The sequence below is a fragment of the Kribbella polygonati genome, assembly GCF_050320105.1.
In the GTDB taxonomy this organism is placed as follows: Bacteria; Actinomycetota; Actinomycetes; order Propionibacteriales; family Kribbellaceae; genus Kribbella.
The window spans coordinates 1,209,470-1,222,964 of record NZ_CP190129.1 but is presented as its reverse complement, the minus strand read 5'-3'; the positions used below and the strand labels follow the sequence as shown (position 1 = coordinate 1,222,964).

Annotated in this window: 14 protein-coding genes; 9 read left to right on the top strand and 5 right to left on the bottom strand. The window is 69.7% G+C overall.

Annotated features, from left to right (window positions below; translation table 11 throughout):
* Positions 1-22 precede the first annotated feature (22 nt).
* A complete protein-coding gene (locus tag ACQHIV_RS05775; RefSeq protein ID WP_427892406.1) occupies positions 23-946 on the top strand; it encodes an aminoglycoside phosphotransferase family protein in 924 nt (307 codons plus the stop codon).
* Here the strand turns inward: ACQHIV_RS05775 and ACQHIV_RS05770 are convergent.
* Together ACQHIV_RS05770 and ACQHIV_RS05765 are read right to left on the bottom strand one after the other, a co-directional pair.
* Positions 898-1,926, bottom strand: coding sequence for an enolase C-terminal domain-like protein (locus ACQHIV_RS05770; RefSeq protein WP_427892405.1), 1,029 nt, complete (start codon positions 1,924-1,926; stop codon positions 898-900). The two genes, ACQHIV_RS05775 and ACQHIV_RS05770, sit on opposite strands and share 49 nt — an antisense overlap.
* Positions 1,923-2,936: a DUF4037 domain-containing protein gene (locus ACQHIV_RS05765; RefSeq protein WP_427892404.1), complete on the bottom strand. Its 1,014-nt coding sequence runs from the start codon at positions 2,934-2,936 to the stop codon at positions 1,923-1,925. The genes ACQHIV_RS05770 and ACQHIV_RS05765 overlap by 4 nt, the downstream gene beginning before the upstream one ends.
* A gap of 37 nt (positions 2,937-2,973) precedes the next feature.
* Here ACQHIV_RS05765 and ACQHIV_RS05760 point away from each other — a divergent pair, with 37 nt between their 5' ends.
* Positions 2,974-3,618, top strand: coding sequence for an HAD family hydrolase (locus tag ACQHIV_RS05760; protein ID WP_427892402.1), 645 nt, complete (start codon positions 2,974-2,976; stop codon positions 3,616-3,618).
* 57 nt (positions 3,619-3,675) lie between these two features.
* The gene (locus tag ACQHIV_RS05755) at positions 3,676-4,206 is read left to right on the top strand and encodes a universal stress protein (RefSeq protein ID WP_427892400.1); all 531 of its coding nucleotides are present in this window, start codon (positions 3,676-3,678) and stop codon (positions 4,204-4,206) included.
* 58 nt (positions 4,207-4,264) lie between these two features.
* On the opposite strand, the gene ACQHIV_RS05750 is transcribed toward ACQHIV_RS05755, so the two are convergent.
* The 3 genes from ACQHIV_RS05750 to ACQHIV_RS05740 are packed head-to-tail and all read right to left on the bottom strand — an operon-like array spanning position 4,265 to position 7,313.
* Entirely contained in the window at positions 4,265-5,038 is a 774-nt protein-coding gene (locus tag ACQHIV_RS05750) for a DeoR/GlpR family DNA-binding transcription regulator (RefSeq protein WP_427892398.1), read from the bottom strand.
* A gap of 24 nt (positions 5,039-5,062) precedes the next feature.
* Positions 5,063-6,067 (bottom strand): 4-hydroxythreonine-4-phosphate dehydrogenase PdxA, encoded by a 1,005-nt coding sequence (gene pdxA / locus ACQHIV_RS05745; RefSeq protein ID WP_427892396.1) that lies wholly within the window; start codon positions 6,065-6,067, stop codon positions 5,063-5,065.
* On the bottom strand, positions 6,057-7,313 hold the full coding sequence (locus ACQHIV_RS05740; protein WP_427892394.1) for a four-carbon acid sugar kinase family protein: 1,257 nt from the start codon (positions 7,311-7,313) through the stop codon (positions 6,057-6,059). The genes pdxA and ACQHIV_RS05740 overlap by 11 nt, the downstream gene beginning before the upstream one ends.
* 138 nt (positions 7,314-7,451) lie before the next feature.
* Here ACQHIV_RS05740 and ACQHIV_RS05735 point away from each other — a divergent pair, with 138 nt between their 5' ends.
* From ACQHIV_RS05735 to ACQHIV_RS05710, 6 genes are read left to right on the top strand one after another with little or no spacing between them, the layout of a single operon-like run.
* Positions 7,452-9,068 (top strand): ABC transporter substrate-binding protein, encoded by a 1,617-nt coding sequence (locus tag ACQHIV_RS05735; protein WP_427892392.1) that lies wholly within the window; start codon positions 7,452-7,454, stop codon positions 9,066-9,068.
* Between the two features lie 3 nt (positions 9,069-9,071).
* The gene (locus tag ACQHIV_RS05730) at positions 9,072-10,004 is read left to right on the top strand and encodes an ABC transporter permease (RefSeq protein WP_427892390.1); all 933 of its coding nucleotides are present in this window, start codon (positions 9,072-9,074) and stop codon (positions 10,002-10,004) included.
* Positions 10,004-10,888 carry an ABC transporter permease gene (locus ACQHIV_RS05725; protein WP_427892388.1) on the top strand — a complete coding sequence of 295 codons (885 nt, stop codon included), beginning with the start codon at positions 10,004-10,006 and terminating at the stop codon, positions 10,886-10,888. Before ACQHIV_RS05730 ends, ACQHIV_RS05725 begins: the two co-directional genes overlap by 1 nt.
* Positions 10,888-11,733, top strand: coding sequence for an ABC transporter ATP-binding protein (locus tag ACQHIV_RS05720; protein WP_427892386.1), 846 nt, complete (start codon positions 10,888-10,890; stop codon positions 11,731-11,733). Before ACQHIV_RS05725 ends, ACQHIV_RS05720 begins: the two co-directional genes overlap by 1 nt.
* Positions 11,730-12,560: an ATP-binding cassette domain-containing protein gene (locus ACQHIV_RS05715; RefSeq protein WP_427892384.1), complete on the top strand. Its 831-nt coding sequence runs from the start codon at positions 11,730-11,732 to the stop codon at positions 12,558-12,560. Before ACQHIV_RS05720 ends, ACQHIV_RS05715 begins: the two co-directional genes overlap by 4 nt.
* Positions 12,557-13,495: an aldo/keto reductase gene (locus tag ACQHIV_RS05710; RefSeq protein WP_427892382.1), complete on the top strand. Its 939-nt coding sequence runs from the start codon at positions 12,557-12,559 to the stop codon at positions 13,493-13,495. The genes ACQHIV_RS05715 and ACQHIV_RS05710 overlap by 4 nt, the downstream gene beginning before the upstream one ends.

The window sequence follows — 13,495 nt, the reverse complement described above, 5'->3', positions numbered from 1 at the left end:
AAGCGCCGCCTTGGGAACGCCTGTGCGCGGTGTTGAGGTGCTGGAGACCTTCGCGGCCTCTGCTGCGGAGGTCGCCCGTCTGCGGGTAGGTGCTGACACCGTGATCGCCAAGCTGGCCACCGGCGACGGGCTTGCGGCAGCCCGTCGCGAGGTGCAGTTCTTCGAGCAGCTTGCTCCTGGCTGGTCGCATCCGGCCCCGCAGTACCTGGGTGCGCACGACACGGGCGACGCAGTACTGCTCCTGACCGAGGACCTCGCGCAGACCGGCTACCGCGTGGTCGGTACTGCGGTGTCGGACGAGCAGCTGTACGGCGCGATCGACGTCATCGCCGGGGTGCACGCACACTTCTGGGGCTGCACGGAGACACCGGAGTTCGAGCCCTCGGTGACGAGCTCTTCGCAGGCCTGGCCGCCGGACGTGATCACCCGCCACGCCCTGGAGGTTCGCCAGGCAGCAGACGAGTTCTTCGCGCGTACGACGGAGCTGGAGCGGTCGGAGCGTGCTGTTCTCGACGAGGTACTCGCCAACTGGGAGCCACAGTTCCAGGCGCGCGTCGCCGGCCGTCAGCACCTGACGCTGATCCACGGTGACTTCCACTTCCTCGGCAACGTCTTCTTCGTTGCCGGGAACCCGCGGCCCAAGGTGATCGACTGGTCCGAGCTGAAACCCGGTCTGGCACCCCACGACCTCGCTTACTCGCTCAGCGCGCTCCCGTCCCGCCAAGCCGACGCAGCCGACCTCCTACGGCACTACTGGAAGGCTCTGGACGTACCGGACTACAGCTGGGAGCTGTGCAGCTGGGACTTCCGCTTCTCGTTGTTCAGTAACCTCTTCCAGTCCGTCTTCCAGCAGAGTGTGAAGTGGTACCGAGCCTCGCTGACAGCGTTGGACGCGCTCTACCCTGGTTTGAGGCCGAACCCAGGCTCCTCCGACAAGACGACGTAGCCGTCCTCGAGTGTGTAAGCGTCGGGGCCGGGGACGCCTTCGATGATGGGGGTCTTGCCGAGGCCGGCAGCGAGGTGGGCCGCGTAGAGGGTTTTGAGCGGGAGGCCCCAGGCGTGGGGGGAAGCCTCCGACTGGAGCATCGGCATGGTGCGGCGCCACGCGGTGAGGCCGTGGCCGATGACGTCCATGAGGGCTACGTCCACCAGGCCTTCGGCTGCCAGTGCGAGGACGTGGTCGACGTTCGGGTCGTACTCGCCGTCGGCGATCCGGATCGGGCCGCCGTGCAGGTGTTCGCGCAGCGCCTGCAGGTCGGGGCGGCGTTCCGGGAACGGCTCCTCGATCCAGTACAGGCCGCAGTCCGCGACGGCGTCGACGTACTCGAAGAGGCCGTTCAGCGTGAAGCCGTCGTTGCCGTCGACCAGGATCGCGGCGTCGGGGTACAGCTCGCGGGCCAACCGGGTCACCTCGATGTCGCGCCGCAGGCCCTCGCGCGGGTCCATCCAGCGGTGGCCACGCCCGATCTTCAGCTTGAAGTCGCGGAACCCGAACGCGTGGTCCTGCGCGAGGTTCGCGCGGATCGCGGCCGGCCCGCCGTCCAGGTCGTCGAAGTAGATGCCGCCGCTGTAGCACCGCACCCGCGGCGACCCGGCGCCGCCGAGCATCGCGTACACGGGCACCTCGAGGATCCGCGCGGCCAGGTCGTGCAGCGGGTAGTCGAGGAACTCCGCCGCCGGGTCGATCACCCCACGCTCCGGATCGATCAGCTCCGCCAGCGGCCGGCCGATCAGCGGCCCGGGGTCCCCGTCCGACAACGGCAGCCCCCAGCCGGTGGCGCCGCGGTCCGTCTCCACGACGTACGCCGTGAAGCTCCCGCCGCTCCCGTGGCTGCCGAGGAACGAGTTCCGCCCGACGGTCCGCAGGTACTCGTACCCCATCTCCACGGTCGTGACCGAGCTGATCGTGTGTTTCGGCAACGTCACTGGAAGACCTCCACGAGCCGGCGGTAGGCGGACGGATTGCTCAGTACGTCGGTGCTGTCCACGAACTGGTCGATCGACCCGATCGGCCCGACGCGCTTCAGCCGCGGGTCCGACACGGTCGCGTGACAGGCGTCGGCGAAGCGCGCGGCGTCCAGCACCAGCGCGGGCCGGTCGAAGAACGGCCGCGGCTCCGGGTCCAGCCCGTCGGTGATCCCGAGCGCGTTGTGCCGCACAGCAACCAGCCGGTACGCCGTGCCGAGCGCCCGCTCCCGGTCCGCGAAGTTGCCCGCGGCAACGGCCTCCGCGAGCGCCCGGTCCAGCCCGTCCGGATGCCCCAGCCGGGCGAACGCCGTACCCAGCCATTTGGTGTACGGCGCGTAGGACCGCGACTGCAGCAGCGCCAGCCGCAGCACCTCCCGGGCGAGCCGGGCCGCGACGATCCGGGACCCGAGCTCGTCGCCGACCTCGTGGGTCCGCTGCATGAACGGCTCCTCCTGCGCGATCCGGGTCCACTGGCACGCCATCAGCCACCGCCAGACCTCGTCCGGGTACCACGCCAGCGCCGTACGCACCGGTCCGAGCCGACCGTCGTCGGCGTACACCTGCCCCTTCACCACACCGAGCAACTGCTGCTGCGGCGTGACCAGCCAGTCGTCCAGCCCGACACCCTGCGACGCATCAAAGCCAAGGTGGCCCCGCAGCCAGTCCCCCAGCCGCGCCACGGTCACGCGGTGCTCCACGGCGTGCACAGACGACCCGAACCGGACCGGGAAGCCGCGGTACTCGTCCGGCAGCACAGCCTCGATCTGCTTGCGGACCGGGTCGGGCTCGTCCACCAGGACGACCAGCCGTGGACCCCAGTCGTGGTCCATCGAGCGGGAGGTGTCGTAGCCGAGCACATCGGATCCCCAGCCCAGCAGCCCGGCCGCATGGCCCGTGCCAGCGAGCACGGGCGCCACCACGTCCGCATAGAACCCAGCCGACAGCTCCTGTGCGGGGAGGAAAGCCATGCGGAACATCCTTTCACCCCGCACTACAGTGGCGCTCGTGATTTCGCATGTGGTGTGGGACTGGAACGGCACGCTCCTCAACGACAACCACGCCGTACTGGCAGCGGTCAACGAGGTCTGCACCGGGTTCGGCCGGCCTGAGCTGACGTGGGGCGAGTGGCAGGCCGCGTACGCGCGCCCGATGCGGCTCTCGTACGAACAGGTCCTCCAGCGCACCCTCGACGAGGAAGAGTGGGCACAGGTCGACAAGCTCTACCACGACCGGTACGACGCGCTCCTGCACACGTGTGAGCTCGCAGCCGGCGCACACGACGTACTGCGTGCCTGTACCACCGGCGGGCGGACCCAGTCGCTGCTGTCGATGTGGTTCCACTCCCGGCTCACACCGACCGTGGAGCAGTACGGGCTCACGCAGTACTTCACCCGCGTCGACGGGCTGCCCGGTGACGTAGGCGGTGGCTCCAAGGCGGACAGTCTCGCCCTGCACCTCCAGGAGCAGCAGCTGGACCCGGCGTCCGTCGTACTGATCGGTGACGTCGTCGACGACGCCAACGCGGCGCAGGCGGCTGGTACGCAGTGTGTTCTGGTGACTACTGGTGCGATGACCCGTGAGGCGCTGCTGACCACGGGAGCACCGGTCACGGGGTCCATCACGGAGGCCCTGCAGCTGCTGGACACGTGAGTCCGCCCGTGCTTCTCCCTGGTGTGATGCACCCACCTGCGACGAGACGGTGGGGCCATGGAGCAAGTAGTGGTCTTAATCGAGCAGGACAGCCAAGACACCCTGGACTGGGCCGCGGCCGAGGCAGCGGCACGCAACGCCGAGCTCCGCGTCGTCTACGCGTTCCCCTGGACGCACGTACTCGACGCCTTCGGTGATCTGGCGGTCGACGAGCAGGACCTGGCAGCGGCCGAGACGATCGTACAAGACGCGATCGAGTACGTCCGGGAGCTGTTCCCGAGCCTGCGCGTCTCCTCCACCGTCTTCCCGGGCCGCCCGATCACCGCGCTGCTCAACGAGGCCCGTGACACCACGGGTGCGCTGATCGTCATCGGCCACGGCCGCCGGTACGAACGGAAGCTCGCACGCCGCCTGGCCCGCCGTACGACGGCCTCGCTCGCGGTCGTCGGGCTGCCTCACGACCGTACGCTCGGCCCGTCCAGGCCGACGTCAGCGCGTGGGAGGAGGTCTACCCGGAGGTCGACGTACGCCGCAGCGTCATCAACGGAACCAGCGCCGTACAAGCCGAGTCGACCGCCGCCGCCCTAACCGTACTGACCCTCCACCAGGGCCCAGGCCAACTCGCCCGCGGCCCGGTCGTGCTGGTCTAACCGTCGACCCTGATGACCTCGATGCCTTTGGACTCGAAACGGCGGAGCTCCGCGGCGGGTGCGGAGGCGTCGGTGACCAGCGTCCAGTGCGGCGGCATCACCGCCCACGCGTGGAACGGGCTCTGGCCGAGTTTCGCCCCGTGGGCCAGCACGTAGACGTGGTCGGCGCGGTCCATCATCAGCTCTTTCAGCCGGGTCTGCTCGAGGTCCTTCTCGTTGATCCCGCGATCCGCGCGTACGCCGTCCGCACCCATGAAGGCTCGGTCGAACGACATCCGTCCGAGCGCTGCCTCGGTGATCGGGCCGACGAACGACTGACTGATGATCCGCAGCCGGCCGCCGAGCACGATCACCTCGATGCCCTCGGCCTCGGCCAGCACCTCGAGCGCGGTCAAGCTCGTGGTGGTGACGGAGAGGTTCGCCAGGCCGACCAGTTCCTGCGCCAGCGCCGTCGTGGTCGAGCCGCCGTCCAGCAGCACGCTCTCCCCCGGCACGATCTGCTTCGCGGTCCACGCCGCGATCGCGCGTTTCGCGTCGTACGCCTCGCCGAGACGTTGGCGCAGCGACGCCTCCGGGTGCGGCTCCAGGCTGAGCGCACCGCCGTACGTCCGGGCCAGCCGGCCCTGCGAGGTGAGCAGGGCCAGGTCGCGGCGGATCGTCGACGGCGTGACGCCGAGCCGCGCGGACAGGTCCTCCACGCTGGCCAGCCCGTCCGTCGACGCCAGCCGCACGATCTCCTCGCGGCGCTCGCCCGACCTCTGCCTGCTCACGGATCGCACCCTATCCAAGGATTCTCAGCCTGCCACGCGTTCCGGCGCCATCTCGACGGCGAGCCGCAGCGCCTCGATCATCGAGCGGTGGTCGGCGACGCCCTTCCCGGCGATGTCGAACGCGGTCCCGTGGTCGACCGAGGTACGGATCACCGGCAGTCCGACGGTGACGTTCACGCCGGCCTCCAGGCCGAGGATCTTCACCGGGCCGTGGCCCTGGTCGTGGTACATCGCGACCACCAGGTCGTAGTCGCCGCGGCCGGCCAGGAAGAACAGCGTGTCCGCGGGCAGCGGGCCGTGCACGTCGATCCCGTCCGCGACGCAGGTCTCGACGCCCGGGGCGATCTTGGTCTCCTCCTCGCCACGGCCGAACAGCCCGTTCTCACCGGCGTGCGGGTTGATGCCGCAGACGCCGATCTTCGGGTTCGGGACGCCGGCGTCGACGAGCGCGCGGTGGCCGCGGCGGATGGTGCGTTCGACCAGGCCGGGCTCGATCTTGTCGACCGCGTCGATCAGGCCGATGTGCGTGGTGACGTGGATGACCTTCACCTTCGGCGTCGACAGCAGCATCGACACCTCCTCGGTGCCGGTCAGCTCGGCGAGGAGTTCGGTGTGGCCGGGGAAGATGTGGCCCCCGGCCTGCAGCGCCGCCTTGTTCAGCGGGGCGGTGCAGATCGCCTGCACCTCGCCGGACATCGCGAGCTCACTGGCGACCCGGACGTAGTGGTACGCCGCGTCGCCGGCCACCGCGGACACCTGGCCGAACGGCAGGTCCGCGGGCAGCAGCCCGAGGTCGATCACGTTGATCCGGCCGGGCGTGAATTCCGCTTCCGCGAGGCTCTTGATCGCGACGATGTCCGGCTCCAGGCCCACCAGCTTCGCGGCCAGCCGGAGGCGCTCGGCGTCGCCGATCACGACGCACTGCGCGGACGCCGCGATCGCCGGATCGAGCAACGCCCGGACGATCACCTCCGGACCGATCCCGGCGCCGTCCCCCATCGTGACGGCGATGCGTGGGCTAGTGGTCATCTGTGGGCTCCTCGGGTATTGGGGCGGTGGAAAGACTGGTGACAAGGTCGGCGAGCGACATCGGCCCGCCGAAGCTGCCGGGACGGGTCACCACGACCCGCCCGCCGGCACGGGAAACCACGGCACCGTGGCGCTCGGCCACCGGTACCAGGCGGTCGACACCGAGCAGGTCGAGAACCCCCCGCGCAGTCTCACCACCGGTAAGAACAAGAGCATCACGTTCACGCGCGGCCCGCCCCACCACAGCAGCAAGCGCCACCGCGAGCCGCTCGGCCAGCTCAGGCCGCACCCCACCGCGCCCGTCGATGCACACCACCGCACACTGCGCCCCACGCACCCGCGCAGCAACATCCAGCACCCCACCGCCTGAACCGGAAACCGCGGTCGGCGACGTCTCGTGGGAGGGCGCGGGTTGGGGGGTGAGGGTGGCGCGGAGGAGGTCGTCCGGGGTGAGGCGGACTACCACGTCTGCTGTGGATTCGAGGTGTTCGAGTTGGGTGGTTGCGGACGGGGCGGCGGTTCCCACGACGACCAGTACGTTGTCGACGACCGAATGGCGGCGTACGACGGGATCGTCAGCAGCCAGCGCGCGTGCAGCAGCGGCAGCGAGACCGCCGGAGCCGACCAGGACCGAGCGTTCGCCGGCGGCTGCGTGATGATGGATCAGGTCGAGGTCGGCGTCCGTCTCCGCGTCGCAGACCGCGACGCGGAGATCCGCCGCGGCGGACGCGAGCGCCTTCGCCAGCGCCTCGCCGTCGCGAACTGTTGCCAAAGGCACCAAAACCGTCGGAACCGGTGCCAGCGCCTCGCTCAAGTTGCGCGGAACGCGCAAACCTTCCGCGTGCCACAGCCCGCTCTCGTGCAACGGCACCCCGCCGACCCGCAGTACGCCGTCGACGACCGTCCGCCCCGCCGACGGCAGCGCGGTCGCCACTACCGGAGGTACGCCGGACAATTCGTACAGCGCCCGCACCTCGGCCGCAAGGTTGCCTCGGAGCAACGAATCGACCTTCTTGAGGACCGGAATCCCCTTGCACTGTTCAAGAGCAGCCCGCACCCGCACAGCCGCCTCAGCAGGAGGGCAACGCCGTGAATCGGTGTCGATGGCAACGACCCGGTCGCCGTCCCGCCCGCGGACGGCAGCGGCGGACAGCCCGACCGAGATCCGTGACGTGTGCAGCAGGTGCGCGGCAGCAGCCTCGGCGGCCCCACTCAGATCGTCCGCGACGATCGCCAGTTCCGGCATCATCCCTCCCCTCGCGGCTCAAATCACGCAATTCAAGCTACAGGTATTGCGCAGACCGCGCAACGGTGTCATCTTGTGGAAACGAGCCCGGCACCGGGCACCCGCTTGTTCCCCTGGTGAGATACAAGGAGAGTCCTCATGTCCGAGATCCAGAAGTTTGCCGACAGCGCGGGCACGGGGGTCTCCCGACGAGCGGTCCTGCAGTTCCTCGGCCTGGTCGGCGCGTCGACCGCGCTCGGCGGTGCCGTCACCGCCTGCGCCGGACCGCAGTCCTCCGGGGCGTCCGGTGCCGGTGCCGGCGGGTCCGGCGGCAAGGTCAGCATCGTGCTGAACCGCAACCTGGTCAGCCTGGACAACAAGCTCAACCAGTACGACGCCGCGGTCACCGTGCAGCGCGCGGTCCGCGAGGCGCTGACCCGGATCGGCCCGGACCTGAAGCCCGAGCTGGTGCTCGCGGAGAGCTTCGAGCTGACCAAGCCGACCGTCTGGACGGTGAAGCTGCGCAGCGGCATCCACTACTCGGACAAGACGCCGGTCACCGTCGAGGACGTCGAGACCGCGCTCAAGCTGTACTTCCAGGTCAAGGCCGGGTACGTCGCCTCGCAGTTCCCGGAGCAGCCGGCGTTCGCGAAGGTCGACGACTCGACGTTCACGCTGACCACCAAGAAGCCCGTGGTGACGCTGGACTCGCTGATGTCGAACATCCTGATCACGCCGGCCAAGGCGAACAAGGCCGAGGAGCTGGGCGACGGGATCGGCAGCGGCCCGTTCAAGGTCGCGTCGGCCGACTCCGGCACCGGCACGTACCGGCTGGTCCGCAACGACGACTACTGGGGCGAGAAGGCGCTGCTCGAGGAGGTGAACGTCTCCTACCAGGAGGAGGAAGGCGCGCGGGTCATCGCGATCACCTCCGGTCAGGCCGACATCATCGACACGATCACGCCGGAGTCGACGGCCGCGCTCAAGAAGAAGAACGACATCGACATCGTGCAGGAGGAGGGCACCCGGCTGATCCACCTGTTCTACAACTTCCGCAAGCCGGCCGGGCACCCGCTGACGAACCCGAAGGTCCGCGAGGCGCTCAGCCATGCGATCGATCACGACGCGCTGATCAAGAGCCTGATGAACGGGCTGGTGCGGTCCGCCGAGGGCGTCGTACCGAAGACGCTGTCCGGCTTCGTGAAGACCGGCGAGTACACGTACGACCCCGCGAAGGCGAAGGCGATGCTGGCCGCCGAGGGCGTGTCGAACCTGTCGCTGCTGTTCATCTGGGAGGAGTCCGAGTTCGCCGGCGCTGCCCGGGTGATGGAGGCGATCGTCACGATGCTCGGCGCGGTCGGCGTGAAGGCGACGCTGAAGCAGATCCCGAAGGGCGGCGACATCAACAGCTGGCGGCGCGGCGAGGCCGGCGACTGGGACGTCCTCGGCAACGGCTACGGCAACCAGACCGGCCTGGCGATCACGAACCTGCAGGGCCAGTACGCCGGTACCGCGGCGAAGGAGAAGACCCGTGACACGTACCAGGGCTTCGTGTTCCCGGAGGTGACGAGCCTGACCGACCAGGCGAGCGCCGAGCCGGACATCGCCAAGCGCGACGCCCTGCTCAAGCAGGCGCAGGAGAAGATCTGGGCACTCTGGCCGGCGCTGTGGGCGTGGACGCCGGACAACGTGCTGGCCAAGCGGAAGCGGGTCACCACGCTCGACCTGTCCGCCACGAACTCCTACGACCTGTCCAAGGTCAAGGTCGCGGACTGAGCCATGCCACGGTACGTACTCAAACGCCTCGGCCAGACCGTCCTGACGGCCTGGTTCACGGTGACCGTCGTCTTCGTCCTGCTCCGGCTGGCCCCTGGTGACCCGGCCGTCAACTACGCCCCACCGAACCCGACCAGCGAGCAACTGGACGCCGTCAGGCACGAGTTCGGCCTCGACCAGCCGGTCCTGGCGCAGTACTTCACGTACCTGCGCAACCTGGTCCAGGGCGACATCGGTACGTCGTTCCAGTTCCGGCAGCCGGCCCTCCAGGTGGTGATGGAGCGGCTGCCGTACACGATCACGCTGGCCGTCGCCGCGATCGCGGTGACCGCGGCGCTGTCGATCCCGCTCGGGGTCTGGATGGCCCGGCGGAACAACACCGCGCCGGAGCTCGGCGCGAACATCGCGACGATCGCCGGGCAGTCGATGCCGGACTTCTGGATCGGCTTCGTGCTGCTGATCGTGTTCGCGGTGAACCTGCAGTGGCTGCCGTCGTCCGGGTTCACGTCGATCGGCGCGATCGTGCTGCCCTGCCTGACGATCGTGGTCCTGCAGGTGGCGCTGATCTCCCGGCTGGTACGGCGCGAGATGACCGCGAACCTGGCCGCGCAGTACGTGACGATCGCGCGCTCGCGCGGCATCTCCGAGCGCCGGCTGACCTGGCAGTACGCGTTCTCGAACTCCGCGATCCCGGTCGTCACCGCGCTCGGCACCCGGTTCGCCGCGATGCTCAACGGCGTCGTCATCGTCGAGGTCGTGTTCAAGTGGCCGGGCGTCGGCGCGCTGGTCGTCGACGCGCTGTCCCGGCGGGACTTCCCGTTGATCCAGGCAACGGTCCTGGTGACCGTCGTCCTCGCTCTGCTGGTCCAGCTGCTCGTGGACCTGCTCTACCCACTGATCGACCCCAGAGTGCGACTCGGACAGGAGGCCCGCTGATGAGTGTCGTTCCGGCGGTCGCGCCGAAGCTGCTGCGCCGGTCCGCCGCCGCGCGGAAGTCCCGCTACAGCACGATCAAGATCTGGCTCGGTGCGATCTGCGCCGGTGTCGTGATCGTCCCGGTCGCGCTGGCGCGGGTGCTGCCGCTCGCCGACCCGGTCAACGGCAACCTGAAGGACACGTCGCTGCCGCCGTTCAGCCCGGGGCACCTGTTCGGCACCGACCCGAACGGTCGCGACCTGCTGTCCCGGATCCTGCACGGTGGCCAGACCTCGCTGCTGATCGGGTTGCTCGCGATCGCCTTGTCGGGCCTCCTCGGGATCGCGGCCGGCGCCGCCGCGGGCTACCTGGGCGGCTGGGTCGACACGCTCGTGTCCCGGCTGCTCGAGGCGCAGATGTCGTTGCCGCTGCTGCTCATGCTGCTGCTCGTGGTGGCGCTGTTCGGCCCGTCGGTGCCGGTGATCACGCTGGTGATCGCGGTCGCCCAGTGGCCCGAGCCGGCCCGCCTCACCCGGGCGCTCGTCCTGGTCGAACGCGAGAAGCCGTACGTCGCCGCCGCGCAGGTGCTCGGGCTCGGCAAGCTGAAGATCATCGTCCGGCACATCATCCCGAACATCCTGTCGCAGACGCTGGTCGTGGTGTTCCTGCTGCTCGCCCAGGCGGTCCTGCTGGAGAGCGCGCTGAGCTTCCTCGGCGCCGGCGTGCAGCGCCCGTACCCGACCTGGGGCGGCATCATCTCCGACGGCCGGGAGCTGTTCGTCACCGGCGCGTGGTGGCTGGTGACCGTCCCGGGCATCGCGATCGCGCTGCTGGTTCTCGGGGTGAACCTGCTCGGCGACGGACTGCGCGACCGGGTCCGGCGCGCGAAGGCGGTGACCGGCTGATGCCGATCCTGAATGTGAACAATCTGACGGTCGACCTGATGACGGCCGGCGGCGTGATCCGGGCCGTCGACGGCGTCAGCTTCGGCATCGACGCCGGTGAGACCGTGACGATCATCGGCGAGTCCGGCTCCGGCAAGTCCACGACCGCGATGGCGCTGCTGCGCCTGCTGCCGGACGACCTCGCCGTACTGTCCGGCGAGGCGGAACTGACCGGGCAGGACGTGATCGGGACGCGCAAGCACATCGCCAAGCTGCGTGGGCGCGCGGTGGCGCTGGTACCGCAGGATCCGATGACGGCGCTGAACCCGATCGCCACCGTCGGCCGGCAGATGGTCCAGGCGATCCGGCTCCGGCACGGCTGCGGGAAGAGCGAGGCCCGCGACCGGGCGCTCGCCCTGCTGCGGCAGGTGCACCTGAGCCGGCCCGAGCAGCGGCTGAAGCAGTATCCGCACGAGCTGTCCGGCGGCATGCTGCAACGCGTGCTGATCGCGATGGCGCTGTCCGCCGAGGCCGAGCTGATCGTCGCGGACGAGCCGACCTCGGCGCTCGACGTCACCGTGCAGGCCGGGATCCTCGACCTGCTGCTTGAGATCCAGCAGGAGACCGGCGCCGGCATCCTGCTGATCACCCACGACCTCGGCGTCGCCCGGCTGATGAGCGACCGGATCCACGTGATGAAGGCCGGCAGCTTCGTGGAGAGCGGGCCGGTCGAGGAGATTGTCGGCAACCCGCAGCACGAGTACACCCGGAAGCTGCTCGACGCGATCCCGAAGCTCGGGCCCTGGGACGACCCCGAGCTGTCCACCGCCCGCAAGCTCGAGATGATGAACGGAGGCGGGTCATGAGCCTGCTGAAGGTCTCCGGTCTGGTCGTCCGGTACGGCGAGCACAAGGCCGTCGACGACGTGTCGTTCGAGGTGCCGCGCGGCGGATCGCTCGCACTGGTGGGCGAATCGGGATCCGGCAAGTCGACGATCGCCCGTGCACTGGTCCGGCTGATCCGGCCGTCGGCCGGCGCGATGGTGTTCGACGGCGTCGACCTCGCGACCCTCAGCGAGCGGCAGCTCCGGCCGCTGCGGCACCGGATCCAGATGGTGTTCCAGGATCCGTACGGCTCGCTCGATCCGCACCTGGACGCGCGGTCGATCGTCGCGGAGCCGATCGCGATCCGCGGCGAGCGGTCCCGCCGTACCCGGGAGAAGCGGGCGGCCGAGCTGCTCGACCAGGTCGGGCTGCCGGCGTCGGCGCTGACCCGGAAGCCGCACGAGTTCTCCGGCGGTCAGCGGCAGCGGATCGGGATCGCCCGGGCGCTCGCGTCCGAACCCGACCTGCTGGTGCTGGACGAGGCGACGAGTGCGCTCGACGTGTCGGTGCAGGCGCAGGTGCTGGAGATCCTCGCGGCGCTCCGGGCGGAGCGGAAGCTGACGTACCTGTTCATCTCGCACAACCTCGGTGTCGTCGGCGCGGTCAGCGAACAGGTCGCCGTACTGCGGTCCGGGCAGATCGTCGAACAGGGCGCGACCGCCGACGTGCTGCAGCGCCCGCAGCACGAGTACACGCAGCGGCTCCGGCGCAGCGCACTCGAACCGGCGCTGATCACCGGCCGCAAACCCCGAGAAGTAGTCCGAGCCGTCGCCGCCGCCCGCGCGGCAGAAAGCGCAGCCGCCTCATGAAGCTGGTCCTCGGAACGATGACGTTCGGCGACACCGTCGAGCTCGACCGCGCCCGGGAGATCCTCGACGTTGCGCTGGGCAACGGGGTGACCGCGATCGACACCGCCAACGGGTACGCCGGAGGGCGCAGCGAGGAGATGCTCGGCGAGCTGCTGCGCGGTCGCCGGGACGAGGTGACGATCGCCACCAAGGCGGGCATCTACCCGGGCGACGCGAACGGCGAACCGTTGCTGTCGGCAAAGGCCCTGCGCTCGTCGGTCGAGGCCAGCTTGCGCCGGCTCGGGACCGACCGCGTGGACCTCTTCTACCTGCACCAGCCGGACCGTTCGGTGCCGATCGAGGAGACCGCCGGCGCGCTGGCGGCCCTGGTCCAGGACGGGCTGATCGGCGAGATCGGCGTCTCGAACTACGCCGCCTGGCAGATCACCGACGTCGCGGACGCCTGCGCCGCCGCGGGCGCACCCCGGCCGGTCGTCGCGCAGCAGCTGTACAACCTGGTCGCCCGCCGGATCGAGGCCGAGTACGTCGAGTACGCGGCCACCCACGACGTTCGTACGATTGTCTACAACCCGCTCGGCGGCGGGCTGCTGACCGGGCGGCACTCGTTCGGCGACAGCCCCGGCGAGGGCCGCTTCGGATCGTCGGCACTGTCCCAGATGTACCGCGAGCGGTACTGGAACCAGGCCCTCTTCGAGGCGGTGTCGTCGCTGGCCACGATCGCGTCCGACGCAGGTCTGACATTGCCCGAGCTCTCGCTCAGGTGGTTGCTCTCGCGCGAGGTCGTCGACGGCGTACTACTCGGCGGGTCGAAGCCCGAACAGTTGCTCAGCAACATCGCGTCCGCGCGGCGAGGACCGCTGCCGGCCGACGTACTCGAGGCCTGTGCCGAAGTCGGACGTGTTCTTTCCGGTCCGATGCCCGCCTACAACCGCTGA